Raw genomic sequence first — 21771 nt, 5'->3', positions numbered from 1 at the left:
CCAAATCTATGTTAAAAAAGCCGCAGCTGAAAGAACTGGATTATTGCTACGCTAATAACTCTCTACCTATTTCTACTCTTATAGAGTAAATAGATAAAATATGGTGCCCCTATTGCAGCGGTAAATACGCCAGCAGGAACTTCCGTGGGTGAAAATACGGTTCTGCCAATTAAATCTGCCAACATCACAAGGATTCCCCCTAGAAGAGCTGCAGTTGGGATCAATGCGCCAAAGGCTGAACCTACCATTCTGCGCGCCATATGGGGTGCCATTAATCCAACAAAACCGATCCCCCCAGCAAACGCAACCGCACTGCCAGTTAATGCTGTACTTGCTAGTAATAATAGAAATCGTTGCTTCTGAACGTCACTTCCAACACCAGTTGCAAGCTCTTCTCCTAGCTCTTGAATATTTAAGTTTCGTGCGAGCATCATGCAGATGATTACTAAAATGATGACAACAGGACTTAGAATTTGTACATTTGCCCATGTTGACCCATTTACAGTTCCGGTAATCCAGATATTCGCTTGACTTGCTTGATAAATCGGTCCCATTACCATAAATGTAGTTGTCAGAGCTTGTGTGAGGGCTGAAACCCCAATTCCTATTAATACAAGTCGTATAGGTGATACACCATTTTTCCAAGCCAAAATATACACTAAAAAAGCAACAATAGTTGCACCAATAAATGCAGCAACTGGCATCCATTTAATACTTACAGTTAATGCATTACTTGAATTTGAGAAGAACGCTAAAAAAGCAACAACTGCCACAGACGCTCCACCAGTAATTCCTAGAATATCTGGTGAAGCAAGTGGATTTCGAATAATTCCTTGTAAAATACTCCCGGCAACAGCAAGTGCCATTCCTACTAAAAAGGCAATGATAATTCGGGGTAAACGGAAGGATGTAACGACCAATTGCTCCATTCGGGTACCATATCCAAATAGTGTTTTCACAACCGTAATAGGGTCGATCTTCATTTCCCCAAGTCCGGTACTTACCAAAAACAGGATTGTTGCTACTGTTACTAAAATAAAAATCGTGATAAATGCTTTATTGTCAATTAAAAAAGAGATTTTTCCCTTTTTACCAATTCGAAAGGCTCTATATTTATTCATACTTTGCGAAACCCCTTTCTCGCTACATATATAAAGAAAGGTGTTCCAATTAGGGCCGTCATAACACCTACTGGCACTTCTTCTGGCATGACAATATACCGAGCCGAGATATCAGCTAAGAGTAGTAAAACGCCACCAAGAATCCCGCTAAATGGAAGAATCCAACGATGGTCAATACCGACCAAAGCCCGCGCAAGGTGTGGAATGACAATACCGATAAACCCAATTGGCCCTGCCACAGCCACTGCCCCACCAGCTAACAGAATGATGGTTATAGCTGTTAAAAGCTTAACTGTACCTGTTCGCTGTCCGAGTCCTTTCGCTACATCTTCACCCATTGATAGGATATTGATTTTATTCGCTAAGAGCAATGATGCAACCCAAGCAACTCCCAAATATGGAAGAACACTTGTAAGCATTTCCAGCTTTCTTCCTTGAATAGAGCCTGCTAGCCAAAATAATACTTGGTCTAGCGCCATCTCATCAATGACTAGTAACCCTTGTGTAAAGGAAGAAAACATGGCGGCAATTGCCGCACCTGCTAATGTTAATTTCATGGGGGTGAGACCTTCCCGCCCAAGTGAACCGATGAAATAAACGATAAATGCTGCTACCGCAGCCCCTAAAAAGGCAACCCAGGTAAAGGCTTGTAAAGAATTAATAGAAAAAATAGAAACAGATGCAACAATAAAAAAACCCGCTCCCGCATTAACTCCAAAAATTCCTGGTGATGCTAATGGATTCTTCGTTAGGGCTTGCATAAGAGCACCTGCTATTCCCAAGCTTGCACCAACTGCTGAAGCAATGAGAGCACGTGGTAGTCGAATTGTTTCAATGATAATGTGTTCATTTGAACCATTAAAAGCGGTAAATGTTTCATACGCCATTTTCCAAGATGTATCTGTGTATCCATATACAATGCTTGCACATATCAATACAAGCAATATTAAAATACCGATCACAAGTCCTGCAAGTTTCGCTTGATTTGATTTTAAAAACATTTATTTAATACTCCTTGAGTAATTAGAAAAGCGTAAGGCGCCCATATAACTGGTTAGACCAGAGAGCCGATGTCGCCTGGAGCTAGCCGTAGTTAGAAAGACATGTATGACTTTGGTAAAACATGTTTATGTTAATATTAGATGTTTTTAGATAGGCTTAGCTTCTCCTATGCCTTCTTATACATAGCAAAGGACAAGAAAAATTAGTAACTTATTTCTCTTTTAGTCTATTGGAAATGAGAATGATTGTCAACGCAATGAAAATCATTCTCAATTTTGTATTGACTAAAATTTCAAATCACTTTATTATCATAAGTAAATGAAAATCATTATCAATTAACAGGAGGATACATAATGAACTTTAGAAAGAAAACTTATCTTGGATTTCTTACGTTGGCTGTATTTTCACTATTATTGACTGCTTGTGGCGCTGCAGACAATACCGACAAGAATGAGGCAGTTGAAAGTCCTAATACATACACAGTTGAACATGCGATGGGTTCTACACCGATTAACAAAGATCCAAAACGAATTGTTGTTTTAACAAATGAAGGCACAGAAGCTTTACTAGCAATGGGAGTTAAGCCTGTTGGAGCTGTTCGTTCTTGGATTGGGGATCCTTGGTATGCTCATATTGAGGATCAAATGGAAGGTGTAGACGTTGTTGGTGAAGAGAGCAATGTAAATATAGAAGCAATTGCTGCACTTGAGCCTGATTTAATCATCGGTAATAAGATGCGTCAGGAAAAAATTTATGAACAATTAAAAGCAATTGCGCCAACTGTTTTTGCCGAAGACTTGCGTGGCGATTGGCAAAAAAACTTTACCCTCTATTCAAAAGCAATCAATAAAGAGGAAGAAGGAAAGAAAGTTCTCGCTGATTTTGACGATCATTTAAATAAAGTAAAAGAGAACATTAATACGGATACTGAAGTTTCTGTTGTCCGTTTTATGGAAGGTCGAACACGAATATATTATACAGATTCCTTCTCAGGGGTTATTTTTGAACAATTAGGCTTGAAACGTCCACAGCAACAGGTTGATTTGTTTGCTCAAGACCAAAATGATCAATTCGCTCGAGAAGTTGACCAGGAAAAGATTCCACTAATGGATGGAGATGTCATTTTCTATTTTACTTATGAAACAGGTAATGGCGAAGCAACAAAGGTTGAGGAAGAATGGATTAATAATCCGTTATGGAAAGGATTAAATGCGGTGAAGGAAGGCAATGTTCACAAAGTAAGTGATCCTATTTGGAACACTGCAGGTGGTGTCCTAGCAGCTAATCTCATGCTTGATGATATTGAAAAATACATGGCAAAGTAAAAATGGGCTCCCGCCGTCGAATCGGTAGGAGCTTTTCGTTTGTTTATTTATCTCTAAGCTTTTCTAAAATAATCTGCGCCTCATATCCATCCTTAAATGTATATAGGTGACTTTCTTGTCCAGCAATTGCAGCAACCAGATGGTCAATAAGTGTTGACGTTTCTCCCTTATCATTTTCAATCGAATGAATCTCCTCACCTAGCTTACCACCTTCAAGTTTACCCCAATCTATTAGTGAAAGAGTCCCCTCAGTACCATAAGCCGTGTAGGCAATTCGCTCAGTTCCGGCAATCTGACTCATACCATTGATTAAAAATGGCGCTCCATTTGCTAATGCTAATGAGGCAATAACGCCGGTTTCACATCTGGTCGTATCCTTAGGAAGTTCCAAGCGGCTATTTAAATGCGTAATGGAACCAAAAATACGTTGGGTTAATTGAATAAAATGAACCCCTACCTCCAATACAAAACCACCTTGTTCACGACCCGCCACCCAATCATTCTGCTGCCAAAGACGTGGCCAATTAGGGAAATTCATCAACAGTTCAAGTTTTCGTAATTGACCTATGTATCCTTCTTTAATCATCTGATCAAAGGTATTGGCTGGACTACTATAGTTAAGCGGGAAATTCATCGCATGAATGATTCCAGCTTGCTCAGCACCTTCAAACATTTCCTTAGCCTCTTCGACCGAATTCGCGAGAGGTTTTTCACATAACACATGGATCCCTTTTTCAATGACATCCATGGTAACGGCATGATGATATTTTGGCGGAACAGCTACATACACTAGATCTAAATCCTCTTCCGCTAGCATTTTTTTGTGGCTATCATACCAGCTAATCCCACCAAGCTTTTCTGCCATCTTTGCGGCACGCTCTTTATCGGTATCAACGACTGCTTGAACGGTTGTATGTTTATTGGCGTTAAAGCCTTGTATGAGTCTTTCTCCAATGGCCCCAAGACCGATTACTCCTACTCTTACTTGTTCCATTATAGCTCTCCCCCTTTTCTCCATTATAATTCCGTCCCACTGAGTCGTCTATGACGTCCTCATAAAAATAACCCCTTTTAAAGGGGCTTTCGAATTATACAAATGATTTTATATCATAGACATGACCATTGATTAATTCCTGATTTAGAATTAGGTCAAGGATTACTCCAGCAACAAAATCAGGTGATCTTAGCATGCCTTTCTCATTGAATTCAATAAATTGCTCGACCTCTGTGAAATCCTCTTTTTTTGTTTTTCGGATTACTTCTTGCATTTCTGTATCCATGACACCAGGTGAAAAGGAAATCATGGTTACTGGATGCTCAGCGATTTCCTGCTCAAATCCAACTGATTTTGTAAACATATCAATTCCTGCTTTAGACGAAGAATATGCAGTCCATCCATGTCTTGCACGGTTAGCAGCACCTGATGAAATATTCACAATCACTTTTTTAGTCGCGAATGATGCTGTATGTTTAATAAAATAGGAACTTACTATCATTGGCGCCAACAGATTGACATGAATGCTTTCCGTTAGTTCTCTTGGACTTGCCTTTCCAATTGGCTTAATTGGATCAATCGTTCCAGCATTGTTTACTAAGTAGATACCTTCTGCATTTGAAAAATCAATAGATGAAAAAATTCGTTCCATTACTTTTTCAATCTCTTCTGTTTTATGTAGGTCACAAGAAAAGTAATAAAGATTGATTCCTTTTTCAAACGCCATTTCTTTTAATTCATTGTTTTGTTTCCTTGAGATACAAAATAAGGTATGATTCTTGTCCATAATTTGTTTTACAATGGATTCTCCCAATCCCCTAGATGTACCAGTAATAATAAAATATTTCAAATAAGACACTCCCAATAGACTTTTATCTTTTCCACCATTTACAAAAGTATATCATACCCTATTGAACACTTGTTAAGAGGAAAAAAGCAAGCAAATTGTACTTTACCATTTTATTCAGTGATTCCTGTCTCAACTAGTTTTACCTTTGAATGAACGGCAATTTCTATATTCGGATATTCAAGTTGCCATTTTTCAAAATCTAAACCACGAACTGAATGTCTAGCCATATACCCAATCCCTACTGGGTCAATATTTTTTTCCTGAAAATGTTTTAGCATTTCTTCAGATTTTTCCTTAATGATGCTTTCGAGTTGAGTAATAATCTGTTTGGTGATTTCTGGAGTTGCTTTTTGCCCGGAAAACTCACTTAATATCCCCTCAAACTTAATTGTAATGTTTACCTTTGGCTTTCCATGCACATCCTCTACCTTGATTTTCCTTTTTGTTTTAATCCGTTTTACAGACGCATACTCATCCGTATCCTTTAATCGTAATGTATAAGACCCCTCACCGTAATTTTCCACCATCGCTTTAAAAAAGAACAGATTTTCTTCTTTAATTTTCGATATCATCGTTCCATTTTGGAACAAAGCTAAGCCCGTGATTTCCATCTTATCTCCGATTAATTTTAAAGTGGGAAGATAGGGGTCCATCCCCTCCATATAATGCAAATATAAAAAGGTATGAAGATCAGACTTTGGTACATCTTGTTTTTGGATATTATGTTCTAAAATCGTGGCAAGATATTCCCCTGTACCCCTGTTTCCTAATTTTTTTTCTAATACCTCCCTTGTCTTCCCCTCAACAATTCCTAAATACACTTTTGCTCCAACACTGGCATCACGTTGAAGCGCATCAATATACCGTAAAATTCCGTTTTTCGCTAACTCATCTTCATATAGTGCAACTCGAAGTCCACCTGTTACCAATGGATCCGCTGATTGTTTTTGTAATACATTTATAATTTCTTTTGCCAAGACTGACTCGTCAGAAAAACTGGCATTGTCGATACTTTTATCCGCATTAAAAACAGGGATAGCAGCTGTACCTCTAATTTTTTGTCCTTCAGCACGGTCAAACCCAATAGCTGAAACGACATTAACCTCATCAATGATTTCTTCGGATACCCTACCATATACAATCGTTAAGACTAAAACGGCAGCTAAAACAATTCCTGTTAGGATCTTTTTCATTTATTCTTCCTCACTTTACGAATGACTAGTGTGAGTACAAAAAGAATAGGAATATAAACAAAAACAGTATAGAAACCAAAACTTGACATGTATTCGTTAAGCTTATCTATTCCTTGGCGTGTTTTTAAAAAACTGCTTGCCACCCAAACAACTGGTAAAATGAAAAGCAGCACTTTTCGTTGTTGAACGGAAAACACCTTTTTAATGCCTCTGCTTGCACCCCAGATTGAAATACAGATATTAGGAAGGATGATAAAAAACCAAGATGCTACTCCGACATATTCAAACCTCTCCACAAAAGGCATAACAATTGTTTTAAACATGGATAAAGTTGCCCAAATATGTTTATCTAACTGACCAGAACTGTAAAACATAATGGTTGTAATCATCGTAATTAAGTATAGAACTGTCGTAGCTAAGACGCCAAGGTGGGCCCATTTCTGAGAACTTTTAGGGTTTTTAATAAATGGATAAAAGAAGAACAGCGTTTCAAAGCCCAGAATACTCAAGGTCATATCCCTTGTTGCTTGTGCAATTTCTGTAAAGGAATGACTCAAGATGGGTAGTAAGTTTCGTACATGCGCAAATTCTAAAGGAAAAAAAACTAATAGCAGAATGTAGACCGGCAGAACAATGCTAAAAAAGCTAATGCCGGTTACTGTTCTAAAACCACCTAAAATAATATAGTAAGTGAGTGCCAAAGCAAAAAAACTAAAAACCCAGGCATTTAATTCTGGAAACATCCAAACTTGAACAACCTCAATATAGGTGCGTAAAACAGTGATTGATAAAGACATAAGATATACGACAAATAAAAGGCTAAAAAAACCCCCAATCCATTTTCCGAAAACTTCTTTATGAACGTCAATTATGTCCCCTTTTGAATCATTTAATATTTTATACATCATCCACACAATGACGTGTACTGCAGCTCCTGCCAGAATAACGGCAATCCAACTGTCATACCCTGCTGATTTTGCAATGATTCGTTGGAAACCAAGTATCCCTACCCCTATCTGCATGGAATGAATTAAGAAAAATACAAAAAAAGGAGATACTAAAAATGATTCTTTGATCCTTTCCATAGTTGCAACTCCTTGGACTTTCGGCTACTCATCAATGTCTTTTTTCTTCTGTGCATTCTTTTGATTAAAACGGTTTGTGTCTCCTGGACGAACATACATTGGGCGTTTCGAAAGTTGCGAAAATGGCAACCTAACAAATGCATCCTTTAAATCCCTAATCCGCAATGGGAAAAGGGGTTCTAAAAATGGTCGCCCTAAGGAAGTTAATCGAATTAAATGTGTTAATAGAAAACAGAAACAAATCACAATTCCTAATAATCCCCATAGCTGTGCTAACAGGAGAAACGGAAATCGTATTAACCTAATTGTGTTACCCATTGTATAAACAGGTGTTGTAAAAGAAGCTAATGCAGCTAGGGCAATCATAATCAACAACACATTACTCGTAAGTCCAGCTTCAACAGATGCCGTTCCAATCACGATACCACCCACGATACCGATTGTTTGACCAACCTTGGCGGGTAGCCTTGCTCCAGCTTCACGTAGCAACTCAATGGTTATTTCTAAAAACAAAGCCTCTAAAATAGGAGGCAATGGAACCTCACGTCTTGAGATAACCAAGGTTGCCAGTAAATCTCGTGGAATTAATTCATGATGATATGTAAGAACGGCAACATAAATGGGTGTGATTAATATGGAAAAGACGACTGAAAAAAGACGAAGCATCCGAACAAATGACCCAATGTACCAATTCATGAAATAGTCTTCAAACGATGAAAAAAACTCAACAAGGGTAGTCGGGGCTATAATGGCTTGGGGAGATCCCTCGCATAGCACCACTACTTTCCCCTCTACTAATACGGAAGCAGTCCGGTCAGGACGCTCCGTTTCAAGCATTAGTGGAAAAGGAGAATTCGTATTATCAACAATGATTTCCGTAATAAAAGAAGTATCATTAATCGAATCAAACTCGATATCATTGAGTCGCTGTAAAATGGTTTGAACATTCTCTTTTTCCACAATGTCTTCTATATAAAGTACGGCTACCTTTGTCCTTGATAACTTCCCAACCGTTAGTTCTTTCACACGCAATTCAGGTATCGGCAATCGTTTTCGTATTAAATTTAAATTGGTATCCAGTGATTCGACAAATGCCTCTTTTGGACCATTTACACTGAATTCCACTTCAGGTGTACTAACCGATCTTTTTTCAAATTTCACAGCATCTATAAGGGCACAATATCCGTCATGCTTGTGAAATTGAATCATGATACTGCCTTGCAAAATTTTATCTTCTATTTCTTTAACCTTATTTGTAATCACGATCTCCTTATTCGGAAGAACTCCTTTAAGGCTTTGAATGGAATAGATTTTTGTATACAGCAGGTAAGGTAAAATTTGTTCATTGAGGGTTTGTGTATCAATAATATTGCGCTGATAACAAACCCAAAAAGGGCGAATGGCTTGGTTATTAAAGTGACAAACAAAGTCCGATGATTTTCGGAAGGTCTGATAGATATCCTCAGTTAATCGAGGTTTTTTATGTTCTTTTTTAAACCAATTTGCCATAGCTATCCCCCTTGTTTACGTTTCACTTTTTTTCCACATCTTCCCTCCTGTTAATTATTCCTTGAAATGCATGGAATTTATGCATAGAACTTCTATTTACTTTGAAATTATTGGAATGAAATTGAGGCATGAAACTGGGTGTCCAGCAGGATAATAAGAAAAAGTGGGTTTGAGGTGATACTAATGTGGAATAAAAAAAGAATTGCTATCGTGGCATTGGCCATTACAATTGGACTAACACTATTTGTTTCTTTTTCATACTTTAATAATGAGGATAAGACACGGACACAATCGTATTCTTCTCCTAACAGTTCTGTACAATTAAACAATGAAACGATTGATACGTCTCCTCAAATTATGAATGTCGACTCGATTCAACTGTATAATAAAGTTCAAAAACAATTAGATAACCATAAAGAAATTGATGTGATTGATCACAATGGTAAAGACAAAAGCCATTATCATCATCATCAAGTTATTGTTGATTTTAAAAACCATCTAACACAAGCCGAAATTAAAAAAATCGAAAAAGATATTGAAGGAAAACTTCTACGTAAACTTGATTCCTCTTATATTTTTGAATCAACTAACTTGAAAACAGGTGAAATGATTTCGTATTTCGAAAAAAACAAAAACGTTGAGTTTGCTGAGCCAAATTATATTATGATGCAAAACCAGGAGCATCCAAATGACCTTTTATACAATGATTTCCAATGGAATTTACGGATGATTGATTCGGAAAACGGCTGGGGCATTTCGCAAGGATCGGATAAGGTGAAAATTGCAATTGTTGATACGGGAGTAGACCTAGATCATCCTGATCTCGTTAATCGAATTACAGAGGGTTATAACGTTCTAAAGGACAATAATGTTCCAGATGATGATAATGGTCATGGTACACATGTTGCCGGAATTATTGCATCCCAAACAAACAATCATGAAGGAACAGCTGGGATTACATGGTTTAACCCCATCATGCCTGTTAAAGTAATGGGCTCTGATGGATACGGGTCCACCTTCGATATTGCCCGTGGTATCATTTGGGCAACTGACCATGGCGCGGATGTTATCAATCTTAGCCTTGGTAACTATCAGGGCTCAAAGCTATTAAAACAAGCGGTTGAATATGCATACAAACACGATGTTGTAATGGTCGCGGCATCTGGGAATGACAATTCAAGCCAACCAAGCTATCCCTCCGCATACCCACAAGTATTAAGTGTAGCAGCCGTTGACCTAAACGGGGATAAAGCGGATTTTTCTAATTATGGCGATTATATCGATGTGGCTGCACCAGGTGTAACGATACCAAGTACCTACATTGATGAGCAATATGCTGCATTATCAGGTACTTCAATGGCTGCCCCGCATGTTGCTGCTCTTGCAGCTTTAATGCGCTCAATCAACCCAAACCTTTCAAATAAAGAAATTATGGATATGATTAAAGGCACCAGCTTGGATCTCGGAAAAGCTGGGAAGGATATTTATTTTGGCGAAGGGCTGATTGACATTGTCCAAGCTCTCCAACAAGCAAAACAAGGAGCAGAAGCTAAAAGTGGGTAACCCCCACTTTTTCTTTTTACATTCATATTCCAAACGATTTAGGAAAGGATAAAAAAAGAAATAGGCATAGTATTGGAGGAAGGAAGTTGTCTAATACTGGAACTCAACAACGAAGTGAGTATCGTCTCATCATCGCTGCACTTTTACTCATCGTCATTTTTGTATCTCCGTATTTTATTCTTGGAGAGAATGCTCATTTACGAGTCCACGACAATTTAGACTCAAATCTTGCCTGGTATCGGGTTTTAGCTCAAAGCAATCAAATCCTTGGACCAGTTGATGCGAACATCCCACAAATCATCAATGGGGAACTCCAAAGAGGTGCATTTGGAACAGAATTTAGCGGGATTGTATGGTTACATGTTCTTTTTCCACCAATGGTTGCCTATGGACTAAGCCAATTTATCACCAGATTATTTGCATTCATCGGGATGTACTTGTTATTAAAAAAACATTTTTTATCAAAAAAGGAATGGTCATGGATTCGTGTAGGGGTTTCATTAGCTTTTGCACTAACTCCTTTTTGGCCTTCCGGAATGCTAAGTACCCTTGGGATGCCTTTAGCACTTTGGGCACTCCTTAATATTCGTGCAGGTGAGAAATCATGGGTCAATTGGTTGACATTGACCTTACTCCCGTTCTACGCAAGCATCGTCCTTGGTTTTTTCTTTTTTATAAGCGCGATGGGGGTCCTTTGGATTGTTGATTGTGTACGTGGGAAGGGATGGAATCTTCGTTTTTTATGGGCACTCATCTATTTCACCCTCATTTTTATGGTGGTTGAATACCGATTAGTGTACTCCTTTCTTTTTATGGATGAACCAAACAGTCGTGATGAATATTTTCATGCGCGCCTATCATTCCTTCGTGCGTTACGACTTTCCTTAAAAAATTACGTCCTAGGTCATACCCATGTAATGAGTGTTCATGGCTTAATCATTTTGCCAGTAACTCTATTCGCTTTAAATATTGTGTTTTTAAAGAAGAGATGGAAGCAGGAGAAGGTTTTTCTTTTCTTACATATCCTAAATGCTCTTCTATCTGTTTGGTACGCATTTTGGTTTTATAAAGGCTGGGTTCCTTTAACGGAACGATTCCATTTTCTAAACACATTTAATTTTGCAAGATACCATTTTCTTAGACCAATGGTGATCTACATTTTATTTGCCCTTTCGTTAAAAATCTTGTGGGAGTACAAAACGAATTGGAAGCGAGCAAGCTTATTATTCTTGGTTGCCCAATTAGCAGTTGTAGCCTCTTTTAATGAAGAAATTGTCTATAAAAAGAAGCCCTCCTTTCAGCAATTTTTTGCTGAAAAACAATTTGAGGATATCAAAACTTACATAGGTTTGCCACAAGACGATTACCGTGTTGCAAGCATCGGTCTCCATCCTGCCATCGCTCAATTTAACGGATTTTACACCCTTGACACATACAATAACTTTTATCCTCTTTCCTATAAGCATCAATTTCGAGAAATTATTGTGAAAGAGCTAGATAAGGATAAAAAATTACGTCAATATTTCGATGAATGGGGTGGGCGTTGTTATCTCTTTTTGGATGAACTCGGAAAACACTATATGTTCAAAAAGACCTCCAAAAAGGAAATAAAAAAAATGGAACTAAATATGAAAGCATTTTACGACATGGGAGGAAGGTATATTTTTTCATCCTTACCCATCAAAAATGCTTCAAAAAATCATCTCAAACTTGAGCAAACCTTCGATTCACCTGAATCTGCATGGAGAATTTATTTATATCGGGTGTCAGTTAATGAATAAAAACTACTAGGGGGATTCATCATGAAAGCACCAATCCTTACCATTGTTGTCCCTTGCTACAATGAAGAAGAAGTTCTTCCAGAAACGATGAAACAGCTTCGAACCCTTTTAGAGGAACTTATTACAGACAAGCTTGTTTCAGAAAAAAGCAGACTCTTGTTTGTCGATGATGGCAGCAAGGATCAAACTTGGTCCATTATTTATAAAAAAGGACTAGAAGATAGTAAGATTAAAGGGCTTAAATTAGCCCGAAATGTCGGGCACCAAAATGCATTACTAGCGGGTCTGTTTGCTGCAAAACGTCAATCTGATTGTCTTGTTTCAATTGATGCTGATTTACAGGATGATATTGGCGTCATTCACGAGTTTTTGAATCGGTATACTGAAGGATATGAGGTTGTATATGGTGTCCGAAAAGAGCGCAGGACAGACACCTTTTTCAAAAAACATACAGCACAAGGATTCTATAAGTTGATGCAATTCATGGGTGTGAATCTTGTGTACAACCATGCTGATTACCGTTTAATGAGTAAGCGAGCAGTTGAAGTACTTGAACAATTCGATGAGAGCAATCTTTTTTTACGCGGAGTTGTTCCTCTTGTTGGCTTTCAATCAACGTCTGTTTTTTATGATCGGAAGGAACGAATGGCAGGTGAGACGAAATACCCATTACGAAAAATGCTCTCGTTTGCCCTTGATGGGATTACATCCTTTAGCATTACACCGATTCGCTTTATTTCCATGATTGGATTGCTCTCTTTTTTTGTCAGCCTTTTCTTTGGTGGATACTTTTTTTATTTGAAATTTAGTGGCCAAACCCAAACAGGATGGACTTCAATGATTACGTCGATTTGGTTAATTGGTGGGCTACAGTTGATTGCTTTAGGTTTTATTGGGGAATATATCGGAAAAATCTATAAGGAGACGAAACGACGTCCGAAGTTTGTTGTTGATATTGATACGTATAATCTTGCGGTTCCAGATGATGAGCCTCTTGCTCCTGAAGAGGGGGAACTCTTGATTGATTACAACTCACTTTCTAAAACCAACTAATACCTTTGTTCGTTTTTTGCTGGTTGGAGTGATAAATACGCTTGTTGGACTATCAAGTATATTTTTATTGTTACAGGTGGTCAGTCTATCCTATTGGCTTTCAACCTTTGTAGGGAATTCAATTGGAGCCGGAGTCAGCTATATGTTGAACAGACGATTCACTTTCGCTAGCAAAGCAATACATGGTAAGAGTATTCCATTGTTTGTTTTAGTAATTTTAAGCTGCTATTTTCTTTCTTTTTCAATGAGTAAGATGATTTCAGGATTTATTTTTACGCAATATACAAACGAGATTGCTGTGTTTCTGGGGACGGGCCTTTATACCGTTATGAACTATCTTGGGCAGAAATATCTTGTGTTTTCATCATAAAAGCACTTTGACTTTGGGGAGTCCAATCAGAAAGGAACCCCATTGTAGAAGTGCTTTTTTCATGTTTTTTTATTAGCTGTTATCGCGAACTATGTTGTTTGTGACACAATTAATTTTTGCTGCATTTTGAAAATTCTCCCTTGAATTTGCCGCAAGAAGAAAATGAGAATTCATATTCGAGGAGGTGGACGCTTTCCGCGGGCGTGGCTTGAGCTTCCTCTGGCCTACACGATGTTGGTCACGAAGCCGTTGCCACAGGACGTGGCGCTTTTAGGCTTTGTTCCACTGTTCGCTCCTGTGGGGTCTCAAGTCTCACGCTATTCCCGCTGGAGTCGCCACCTTCCGCTTTAATCAATTTGTTTTGTTTTATCAAATAGCAACAGTCTTTTAGAAAAGAGCCTTATTATTTAACGGTAACCCGTCAACTTGACCAAAACACTAAATACACTTCCTATTTTTGGGGAAACCGCCTGAAAATCGACCTCATTTCGGCAAAAACCACAAGAAAATAATGTAAAATATATCTTTAGTCCCTTTACGAACATTCACTACTTTTTTACTATTATCTATAGTGACTAATTTACCCATCTTATTCCCTCATTCGAATCAATCCAAGACAAATTAATCATATAAAAACCATAAAGGAGTGGAGCTTTATGTCGCAAATACATATAAACCCAACTGCGTTGAATGGGAACATATCAGGCTTGGGCCAAACGATTTCAAAACTTTCAAGTATAAGATCAAATGTAAATTCTCTCAAGTTTGGTATCGACAGTAAAATTTCAAGTCGTAGTAGTATCCAAAGCAGACTGTCAAATGCAACGAGTTCAATGCAAGATGTTGAACACGATTTAAACCAATTAAAATCATTTATTACAAATACCGTTCAAAAATATCAAACCGCTGAAGGCAGAGTTTCACAAAAAGGTCAACAACTAGAAGATATGCTAAATGATTTTCGTAAAAACCTTCTTCCAAGTAATTTATATGAATTCTATAACAATACTTGGGGAGTTGTAGATGGATTAATTACTGCAGGTGCTTATTCTGGAAGTGCGTTCCTCTACCAAGCCCTAGGATTTCAATTTGAGAAAATGGATAATGGGCTATACCGATTCATTACGAGCGACAAAACTTTCAAGAAGTTTAATATACCAACTGGTCGCGTAGTTGATTTCATTGAACGGAATAAATATTTAAATGCTGCAGCACGATTCTTAACAAAACCATCTTCCCTTTTCCTCCATAAGGATAAGTCATTATCTGAGTTAATTTACAATAAATTCACGAAACAGTATCCGAAAACCGTCGTGAATTATGCGAACAATGTAAAGGCCATGATGATAGGAGCATCTGATGATGGAGCTAGAGGTGTTATGAATGTGATAAAAAACAACGCAGGTACTATGGCAAAAACTTCCCTTCGGTTCTTAAAAGGTAATGCACTTCTTGCAGGTGGAATTACACTCGCAACAGAGGGAATTGGAGCAACCATTAAAATAACGGAAAACTATGCCTTATACGGGAATGATATTGAAAAATTAAAAACAGAAAACGCAAAAGTTGTAGGTGAAGCAGCTTATAAAACTGTCGTCAATACAGCAGCATCTACAGCGGGTGCCGTTATCCTTGGCGGCGCATTAAGCGTACTCGGTCCGGTAGGTACTGTTGTCGGCGCCAGTGTTGGTGGTTTCCTCGGTAGCCTTGTTGGTGATGCCATTACCAAACACACACCACAATGGGTAACAGACACTGCTGTTAAGTTTAAAGACACCATCCATAAAGGTACGGAGTTTATCGGAAAAGGTGTAGATAAAGTAAAAGAAGGATTTAATGCTGTAAAAGAAAATGCTGCGAACCTGGTTAAAGGTGCTGGTAATTTCTTTAGTAAATTAGGGTTTGGAGGTTAAATGGTGATTATGGAGAAATTTTCACTATCTGTAGAAGAGGTAATCTTCTGTTTTTACAGTGAAGGTTATTTTGAACAAGGAAATGCAATAAGACAAGTGTATTTTGGAGATTTAAGTGATGAAAAACTAGAACTCATGTTAGAAACTGCAAATCGATCGTTACTATCGAAAGACCTATTACTTTATAAAAATCGTAAATTCACATTGGTTGAAGACTTGAAAGAAATTATCATTTTCATTAACTCTGCAGAACAAACTGTTCGCGCATCTAAACATGGTGATCAAAACGAAGAAGAAGCGATCTCCTATCATATTGGGGATAGCCTTGTGGTTAAGCAATTCACGAAATACGATGACCAAGTTCATGTATTTGAAAAAATCACAGATCATGATGTAATTGATAACCTAGTTAACTTCTTTCATGCAAGTAAAGAAGACTCATTGTCGAGTTCAGTCCTCACACTTACACAGGAAGAATTCGAAGGTTTACTAGAGATATTTGATAGCAATGAAAAACAATTTGATCTTCCACACTTCGAAGGTGAAATGGATCAGTTTTTTAACGTGTTATGGGAGTCCAAAGGCAAACTTAACACCCTCATGTTCATCGAATTCGGCAAAAAGAATGAACCAATCGTTGATACTGTGATCCTGTTTACGGATAACAAAGAGAACAACTACGAAATTGAAAAAGTTGGCGATACCTTTAACATTAAGTTATGTACACGAAACTCAATGAAAGAACTTTTAAACAAATACACGAAAGTACCTCAGTGAAACGGAAACGAAGCTCTGGAATAGTCCTTACTTCCTTTTGCTTCCTATTACATTAAGAAAAGACCGTTCACATATTCTATTAAATCGAGGTTCCACATACATTTATTATGAAAGGAACGATGTTTTTTTATGAATAATTATTTGATACCAAATAAAAATGGTGTTGACCTTGTATATAAGAGTGGCGGGGTTGGTTGCCTATATATAGGAGCGGGAATTGGACTTATTGCATCACTTTTCGTCCTAATCATCGGTACTACTCTTGGTACATTCAAAGGGTTTATTGGAGTCATCATAGGCTTAATCGGTGTCCTATTTACAGGTGGTGCCATTTTAAGATTAGTCTCTGTTCTATCGAAAAGTAAAGTCTTAATCAAAGTTGAAGATGGTCATTTGATTAACCGTAAAAATCGTATACCTTTAACTGATATTACGGACGTATATTACGGATGGCATGCTGAAAAGTTAAGCGGTGGCGTGTTCCAAAACCTCGTTGTCACCACAACGAATGAAAAAAAATATTACTATTCTTACTATAATTTAATTCCTGATCATATCATGAAACAACTAGTCGAGGAATATATTCTTCCAAATGCAAACCCTACTTGTAAGATCAAATGGGAGCAAAAACGGAAAAATTCTAGTGAGACACTTAAATTATAGAGGGCTCAAAAGTGACTGCCCCATCTACATTTTATCTAGCAAAAAAAGCACTTTTAGGTTAAGTGCTTTTTTTCATGTTTTTTATCGTTTTCTGAAGAAAGACAACACCAACGCTTAAAAAAACGAGCATAAGGATTGCTGGTAAATGGTTCTTTTTAGATAGGTCAGCCGGATCGATTTCGGCACGAGTGCCCATTGCTTCCTTTGGCATTTCCATTTTAAGTTGCTTCGCCGCAAGTTGCCGGCCATCATCCCCAAGGACCTGAAGCACGCCTTGGTCATTCATTGCCAGTTGAACGTCTTCATTTTTCTTTTGCGTAAATGGAAGTGGTTTTTTGAGATGGTAGCTTTCATTCTGCTCACCGTAAAACTTCTTATTTGCGGCCACCTCTGATACTTCAAAGTTTTCAAAGCCATAATCTAAAAGCGCTACTGTATCCTCATATGCGTCTTCATCACGTTCTGCCTTTAACACGATCGCAATTAAAGATAAATCTCCTTGTTCTGCCGTTGTGGAAAGAGTGCATCGCGATTCTTGTACAAAACCAGTTTTTCCACCAGTAATCCCTTCATAGGGAATTTCACCTCGTAGCAATAAATGATGGCTAAAAAGGGTAGTATCCCATGATTCTCCATCCCATGCTAATTCCTTTGTTCCAAAAATCTCACGGAAAACGGGGTTCTTTAATGCATATTTCGTAATTAAAGCAAGGTCATATGCAGTTGTGTAGTGATTTTCATCAAAGAGACCGTGTGGGTTTGTAAAATGAGTCTGTTCGACTCCAATTTCCTCTTTTAAATATTGATTTAGTGACTTTGCAAAGGACTCTATGTTCCCATTAAGATGTTCCGCGATGGCAACCCCGGCGTCGTTTCCGGAATTGATTAATAAGCCTTGAATAAGGTGTTTTAATGTAACCTGCTCCCCTTCTTCAAGGTATACACGTGTGCCATCCGTTTCATAGGCGTTTGCACTGACAGATACAACATCGTCTAAATTTCCTTTTTCAATCGCGTAAATGGCCGTTGCCATTTTCGTTAAACTCGCAGGGTACATTTGGGTACGACTATTTTTCTCATATAAAATTGAACCAGTATTTGCATCTACTAAAATGACTGCATCACTCTTAATCGCGGGTGCTCCAATTTTCGTAGCACCTTCTGCATGAACTTGAAAAGGCGAAAGAGAAGTCATTAGAAATACTAGAACTAAAACAAAATAAAACTGTTTCATTTCACTTCTCCCCTTGATACAAAGAGACCCTTACTCCCGTGTCTCAGCTATGATTTCTCTCGTTTTTGGGACAAGCTACCTGTACCCTCGTCCCACACGATTTTACAATTACAGGTATTCGTATGTCAAATTGATTTTCTGACGGGTGCTCACAGTTTGGCGACCGCCACAGGAAAGGGATTGACTTGTAGCCTTGAGCCTTTGGCGCCAGGGTCTAGACATAAAAAGACGTTGGCGATATTTTACCAAACGTCTGCTTTTTAAATTATTTATGGTATGTGTAAATGGAACTCCATTCATGGATGATATTTGTTGCCAAAAGTGCTTCTTTTGCAAACTTCTCAGCTTTTTTCATGAGTTCCTTTTCATTTAATTGTCCTTCAAAGTCAGGATTCACTTTATAATACATATAGGTGTTCGTATCATTTTGGCGAAACCGAACAAACGCAACAAAGTCCCTCTCTTTAAAGACCGAATAAAAGTAATCTGTTGACTTTCTAAACAATTCAAAATCGGTCCAATTGTTTATCTTATAACCTTCAGCCTCCGTCATTGGGACAAGGTGTAAGTCTATTGTAACATCTGTAAAAATGTCTGTAACCTGGAAATGTTCCACCACAATGATGGTATCTTCGTTAAGCTCGTAGCCATCATTTTTTAAAGGCTTTTCCCAGCTGAAAATATGGTCCTCGATAAATTCATCCAAAGTGGAATTTTCACCTTTTGCAATTCGCTCTCCCACTTCACCATTCACTTCGCCAAATCGAATTTCATAAAAATCGGTGATTTGGAGGTTTGCTTTATGCTCATTTCGCTTTGTAAAAACCTGAATGATATCGCCTATTTCGCTCTTTTCCTCGTTTGGTAATTGATCATACCAAACCTTTGGAGTACAGGTGACTGTCTTTACACCTCTTAATACCTCTTCTAGAAGTCTTTCATCGTATTCATCTCGACCCCAAAAATCGATTCGTTTCATTCAAATCACCTCTTCCACTATTTGAATTATATAATGGAAAGTTTGAAAGAAACAACCAAAAAACTTGGTAAACTCGATGATTGTACTTAAACAAACCACTTTTGCAATATTAGTTTAATGCATAACTTTGATTATACACTCCGACTTCTCTCTCATTAAATGAAAAAAGTCACACATATTGTATTTTTTACAATGCATGAGGAAAGTCGTTTCTACACAAATTAAGAAAGGATTTTTGAAGGAGTGGTCCTTTAAATTATCCAAAAAATTCGTCTGGGAGGGGTCCACATGCAAAACAACAATCAGCAAATTCCAGCACAGGCTCAAGCCGCTTTAAATCAGATTAAACAAACGGCTAAGCAATTAGCACAAACAGAGCAAATGAATGCTCAACAGTTCCAACAAAGCTCACCACAAGCACAGCAGGCTGCCCCTGGATTTGCAGGACGTGAATTGAATGCTGCTCAACAATTAAATCAGATAGAGCAGACCGCACAACAGCTCCAACAATCTGTTGGGCAACAACAGTTCACTTCATCTGGTTCCTCTTTCAGTACCGAATTTGCTAGCGAAACTGATGTAGCTGAGGTTCGAAAACAGAACCAGCAATCACAAGCTAACAAAAATCGCTAGTCACTCTTTACTATAATACCTCCACACCTTGTGGAGGTATTTTTAAGGCATTACCTAAATTTCCAACACTAGGCACCACATAAAAGGTTCTAAACTACTCATACTACAAAATGAAAAGTTAAGAATGGAGATGAAGGAATTGGGTAGAACGAAGCGTGGAAATGCAAATGCGCAGCGAAATAATAATGTTAAAAAAGGCAATAGAATCAGCGAAGAACTTGTTGAATTTGCATCCTATACAGAAGTAGAAGCAGAAAAACAAAATGTTCAAAAGAAGAAAAAGAAATAAAGTAAGGTCAAGGTGTAGCCTTGACCTTTTATGAACCTAAAAATGAGGTTATAACGCAATTATTATAAATCAAACGCAATTGCTAAAAATAACGCGCATTTCTCGTTTGATAAAGCGCAATTCAAAAAAATAACGCGCAATATGACTAAATTAAAGCGCAATTACTTGAGCTGGTCCAATAAACACCAAATTTTTTTCTCGAATCTTGCAGGATTTGGGCTTTTTTTATTGAACTAATACTCTATTCTAAATAAAAGGAGCTGAACAAATGAAAAAAGAACGAAAAATATCTAAGGAAATTGAAAAGTTAAAAGCTATGCGAATACGCATATCCAAGTCTCATCCTAAATATGAACTTGTTGAGGAACACCTTCGGATAAGGATGAGCGGATATAAGGGTGAAAAATCATTGGATTACTATTTAAAGTTTCTTCCAGAAAAACGATATCGGATTCTAAACGGACTTCGCCTTCCCGATAAATCAACGAACACCCACTTCGAGATTGATACCCTCCTTCTCTCAAATTCCTTAATGCTAGATATTGATGCAAAAAATCATAAAGGTGAGATTTATTTTGATCACCAATTTAACCAAATGTTCCAGACCTATGACAACATAAAAAAAACCTATGCTTGTCCTACTACTCAATTGCACCGTCATCAATTGCAACTCAGGAGACTGTTACAAGCTTATAAATTCCCAATTATCCCAGTTGAATCGCTAGTTGTGTTCACAAATCTTTCGACGACCCTTACGTCCTCACCAAATCATCCTTACGCACATAAAATTATCCACAGTGCCGGTCTCCTTTCAAAAATAGAACAATTTGAGAAAGACCACCGAAAAATAATCCTAGAGAATAAACATATCCAAAGATTAACAAAACTGTTACTACAGCTAGATACCCCATTTGATGGAAATATTCTAGAGAGATTCGGAATTAATAAAAGCGAGCTCTTAAAAGGAGTACATTGTCCTGTATGTGAAACATTACCTATGGAAAGAACTCCTCGCAAATGGAAGTGTAATAACTGTGGACATTCATCCTATGATGCATATCTTGACTCCATATCACATTATTTTCTTCTCAAAGGAAATACAATCACTAACGAAAAACTACGAGACTTTCTCCTCCTGCCCTCTCGTCATGCAGCAAGAAATATATTAAGATCTTGGAATTTACAGCGTGAAGGAAAAACAAAAGGTAGTGTGTATTTTTATCAAGATGAATGAGATTTCCCTGTATGTGTGAACTATAAAAAAACCCAAGAATGTTATTAATATCACTACATTCTTGGGTTCTTGACTAATGTCGTTTTATGTTATAACGCAATTATTAAAAATAAAACGCATTTCCAGAAATTATAGCGCATTTCTCGGTTGCTATCACGCAAATCCAAAAAATAACGCGCAATTCGACTAGGTTAAAACGCAAT

Annotated in this window: 20 protein-coding genes; 11 read left to right on the top strand and 9 right to left on the bottom strand. The window is 37.7% G+C overall.

All coding sequences use genetic code 11. From position 1 onward, the window contains the following. Nucleotides 1-62: 62 nt before the first annotated feature. Both DZB84_RS14115 and DZB84_RS14110 read right to left on the bottom strand, forming a co-directional pair. Nucleotides 63-1121, bottom strand: a complete 1059-nt coding sequence (locus DZB84_RS14115; RefSeq protein ID WP_116352912.1) for a FecCD family ABC transporter permease — start codon at nucleotides 1119-1121, stop codon at nucleotides 63-65. Further along, nucleotides 1118-2122, bottom strand: a complete 1005-nt coding sequence (locus tag DZB84_RS14110; protein ID WP_116352911.1) for a FecCD family ABC transporter permease — start codon at nucleotides 2120-2122, stop codon at nucleotides 1118-1120. The genes DZB84_RS14115 and DZB84_RS14110 overlap by 4 nt, the downstream gene beginning before the upstream one ends. Nucleotides 2123-2476: 354 nt before the next feature. On the opposite strand from DZB84_RS14110, the gene DZB84_RS14105 reads away from it, so the two are divergent. Continuing rightward, nucleotides 2477-3448 (top strand): ABC transporter substrate-binding protein, encoded by a 972-nt coding sequence (locus tag DZB84_RS14105; RefSeq protein ID WP_116352910.1) that lies wholly within the window; start codon nucleotides 2477-2479, stop codon nucleotides 3446-3448. Nucleotides 3449-3491: 43 nt separating this feature from the next. On the opposite strand, the gene DZB84_RS14100 is transcribed toward DZB84_RS14105, so the two are convergent. The 5 genes from DZB84_RS14100 to DZB84_RS14080 form a co-directional block, all read right to left on the bottom strand. Beyond that, the gene (locus tag DZB84_RS14100) at nucleotides 3492-4442 is read right to left on the bottom strand and encodes a Gfo/Idh/MocA family protein (protein WP_116352909.1); all 951 of its coding nucleotides are present in this window, start codon (nucleotides 4440-4442) and stop codon (nucleotides 3492-3494) included. A 94-nt stretch (nucleotides 4443-4536) separates the two neighbouring features. Next, nucleotides 4537-5301: a (S)-benzoin forming benzil reductase gene (locus DZB84_RS14095; protein ID WP_223254455.1), complete on the bottom strand. Its 765-nt coding sequence runs from the start codon at nucleotides 5299-5301 to the stop codon at nucleotides 4537-4539. A gap of 101 nt (nucleotides 5302-5402) precedes the next feature. Then, nucleotides 5403-6485 carry a Ger(x)C family spore germination protein gene (locus tag DZB84_RS14090; protein ID WP_116352907.1) on the bottom strand — a complete coding sequence of 361 codons (1083 nt, stop codon included), beginning with the start codon at nucleotides 6483-6485 and terminating at the stop codon, nucleotides 5403-5405. Then, entirely contained in the window at nucleotides 6482-7570 is a 1089-nt protein-coding gene (locus tag DZB84_RS14085; protein ID WP_116352906.1) for a GerAB/ArcD/ProY family transporter, read from the bottom strand. Before DZB84_RS14085 ends, DZB84_RS14090 begins: the two co-directional genes overlap by 4 nt. Nucleotides 7571-7594: 24 nt before the next feature. Next, the gene (locus DZB84_RS14080; protein ID WP_116352905.1) at nucleotides 7595-9079 is read right to left on the bottom strand and encodes a spore germination protein; all 1485 of its coding nucleotides are present in this window, start codon (nucleotides 9077-9079) and stop codon (nucleotides 7595-7597) included. 183 nt (nucleotides 9080-9262) lie between these two features. Between DZB84_RS14080 and DZB84_RS14075 the strand changes: the two genes are divergently transcribed. From DZB84_RS14075 to DZB84_RS14045, 7 genes are all read left to right on the top strand, one after another. Continuing rightward, nucleotides 9263-10642: a S8 family peptidase gene (locus tag DZB84_RS14075; protein WP_116352904.1), complete on the top strand. Its 1380-nt coding sequence runs from the start codon at nucleotides 9263-9265 to the stop codon at nucleotides 10640-10642. An 86-nt stretch (nucleotides 10643-10728) separates the two neighbouring features. Further along, on the top strand, nucleotides 10729-12423 hold the full coding sequence (locus DZB84_RS14070) for a DUF6044 family protein (RefSeq protein WP_116352903.1): 1695 nt from the start codon (nucleotides 10729-10731) through the stop codon (nucleotides 12421-12423). A 21-nt stretch (nucleotides 12424-12444) separates the two neighbouring features. Continuing rightward, entirely contained in the window at nucleotides 12445-13476 is a 1032-nt protein-coding gene (locus DZB84_RS14065) for a glycosyltransferase family 2 protein (protein ID WP_116352902.1), read from the top strand. Then, entirely contained in the window at nucleotides 13445-13846 is a 402-nt protein-coding gene (locus DZB84_RS14060; protein ID WP_116352901.1) for a GtrA family protein, read from the top strand. Before DZB84_RS14065 ends, DZB84_RS14060 begins: the two co-directional genes overlap by 32 nt. Nucleotides 13847-14502: 656 nt before the next feature. Beyond that, nucleotides 14503-15759 (top strand): hypothetical protein, encoded by a 1257-nt coding sequence (locus DZB84_RS14055; RefSeq protein WP_116352900.1) that lies wholly within the window; start codon nucleotides 14503-14505, stop codon nucleotides 15757-15759. Nucleotides 15760-15762: 3 nt separating this feature from the next. Then, on the top strand, nucleotides 15763-16536 hold the full coding sequence (locus tag DZB84_RS14050; RefSeq protein ID WP_142759841.1) for a hypothetical protein: 774 nt from the start codon (nucleotides 15763-15765) through the stop codon (nucleotides 16534-16536). A gap of 129 nt (nucleotides 16537-16665) precedes the next feature. Then, nucleotides 16666-17199 carry a DUF5381 family protein gene (locus tag DZB84_RS14045; protein WP_116352898.1) on the top strand — a complete coding sequence of 178 codons (534 nt, stop codon included), beginning with the start codon at nucleotides 16666-16668 and terminating at the stop codon, nucleotides 17197-17199. Between the two features lie 58 nt (nucleotides 17200-17257). Here DZB84_RS14045 and DZB84_RS14040 read toward each other — a convergent pair whose 3' ends face one another. Together DZB84_RS14040 and DZB84_RS14035 are read right to left on the bottom strand one after the other, a co-directional pair. Next, nucleotides 17258-18433 carry a D-alanyl-D-alanine carboxypeptidase family protein gene (locus DZB84_RS14040; protein WP_116352897.1) on the bottom strand — a complete coding sequence of 392 codons (1176 nt, stop codon included), beginning with the start codon at nucleotides 18431-18433 and terminating at the stop codon, nucleotides 17258-17260. A 265-nt stretch (nucleotides 18434-18698) separates the two neighbouring features. Further along, on the bottom strand, nucleotides 18699-19412 hold the full coding sequence (locus DZB84_RS14035; RefSeq protein ID WP_116352896.1) for an ASCH domain-containing protein: 714 nt from the start codon (nucleotides 19410-19412) through the stop codon (nucleotides 18699-18701). A 288-nt stretch (nucleotides 19413-19700) separates the two neighbouring features. On the opposite strand from DZB84_RS14035, the gene DZB84_RS14030 reads away from it, so the two are divergent. The 3 genes from DZB84_RS14030 (at nucleotide 19701) to DZB84_RS14025 (ending at nucleotide 21568) form a co-directional block, all read left to right on the top strand. Further along, complete coding sequence (locus DZB84_RS14030) at nucleotides 19701-20045, top strand: gamma-type small acid-soluble spore protein (protein WP_223254454.1); 345 nt, start codon at nucleotides 19701-19703, stop codon at nucleotides 20043-20045. Between the two features lie 139 nt (nucleotides 20046-20184). Continuing rightward, the gene (locus DZB84_RS24940) at nucleotides 20185-20334 is read left to right on the top strand and encodes a hypothetical protein (protein WP_165439141.1); all 150 of its coding nucleotides are present in this window, start codon (nucleotides 20185-20187) and stop codon (nucleotides 20332-20334) included. 268 nt (nucleotides 20335-20602) lie between these two features. Then, nucleotides 20603-21568, top strand: a complete 966-nt coding sequence (locus DZB84_RS14025; protein WP_116352895.1) for a nuclease-related domain-containing protein — start codon at nucleotides 20603-20605, stop codon at nucleotides 21566-21568. The last annotated feature ends 203 nt before the right edge of the window (nucleotides 21569-21771 follow it).

It is taken from the genome of Bacillus sp. HNG (assembly GCF_003400205.1).
Lineage (GTDB): Bacteria > Bacillota > Bacilli > Bacillales > Bacillaceae_L > Ferdinandcohnia.
Note: the sequence above shows the minus strand (reverse complement) of the source record. Positions and strands in the feature narration are given on the sequence as shown.

Coding starts and splice junctions, on each gene's coding strand:
- DZB84_RS14115 (WP_116352912.1), bottom strand. CDS start 1,121: ATGAATAAATATAGAGCCTTTCGAATTGGTAAAAAGGGAAAAATCTCT.
- DZB84_RS14110 (WP_116352911.1), bottom strand. CDS start 2,122: ATGTTTTTAAAATCAAATCAAGCGAAACTTGCAGGACTTGTGATCGGT.
- DZB84_RS14105 (WP_116352910.1), top strand. CDS start 2,477: ATGAACTTTAGAAAGAAAACTTATCTTGGATTTCTTACGTTGGCTGTA.
- DZB84_RS14100 (WP_116352909.1), bottom strand. CDS start 4,442: ATGGAACAAGTAAGAGTAGGAGTAATCGGTCTTGGGGCCATTGGAGAA.
- DZB84_RS14090 (WP_116352907.1), bottom strand. CDS start 6,485: ATGAAAAAGATCCTAACAGGAATTGTTTTAGCTGCCGTTTTAGTCTTA.
- DZB84_RS14085 (WP_116352906.1), bottom strand. CDS start 7,570: ATGGAAAGGATCAAAGAATCATTTTTAGTATCTCCTTTTTTTGTATTT.
- DZB84_RS14080 (WP_116352905.1), bottom strand. CDS start 9,079: ATGGCAAATTGGTTTAAAAAAGAACATAAAAAACCTCGATTAACTGAG.
- DZB84_RS14075 (WP_116352904.1), top strand. CDS start 9,263: ATGTGGAATAAAAAAAGAATTGCTATCGTGGCATTGGCCATTACAATT.
- DZB84_RS14065 (WP_116352902.1), top strand. CDS start 12,445: ATGAAAGCACCAATCCTTACCATTGTTGTCCCTTGCTACAATGAAGAA.
- DZB84_RS14055 (WP_116352900.1), top strand. CDS start 14,503: ATGTCGCAAATACATATAAACCCAACTGCGTTGAATGGGAACATATCA.
- DZB84_RS14045 (WP_116352898.1), top strand. CDS start 16,666: ATGAATAATTATTTGATACCAAATAAAAATGGTGTTGACCTTGTATAT.
- DZB84_RS14040 (WP_116352897.1), bottom strand. CDS start 18,433: ATGAAACAGTTTTATTTTGTTTTAGTTCTAGTATTTCTAATGACTTCT.
- DZB84_RS14035 (WP_116352896.1), bottom strand. CDS start 19,412: ATGAAACGAATCGATTTTTGGGGTCGAGATGAATACGATGAAAGACTT.
- DZB84_RS14030 (WP_223254454.1), top strand. CDS start 19,701: ATGCAAAACAACAATCAGCAAATTCCAGCACAGGCTCAAGCCGCTTTA.
- DZB84_RS14025 (WP_116352895.1), top strand. CDS start 20,603: ATGAAAAAAGAACGAAAAATATCTAAGGAAATTGAAAAGTTAAAAGCT.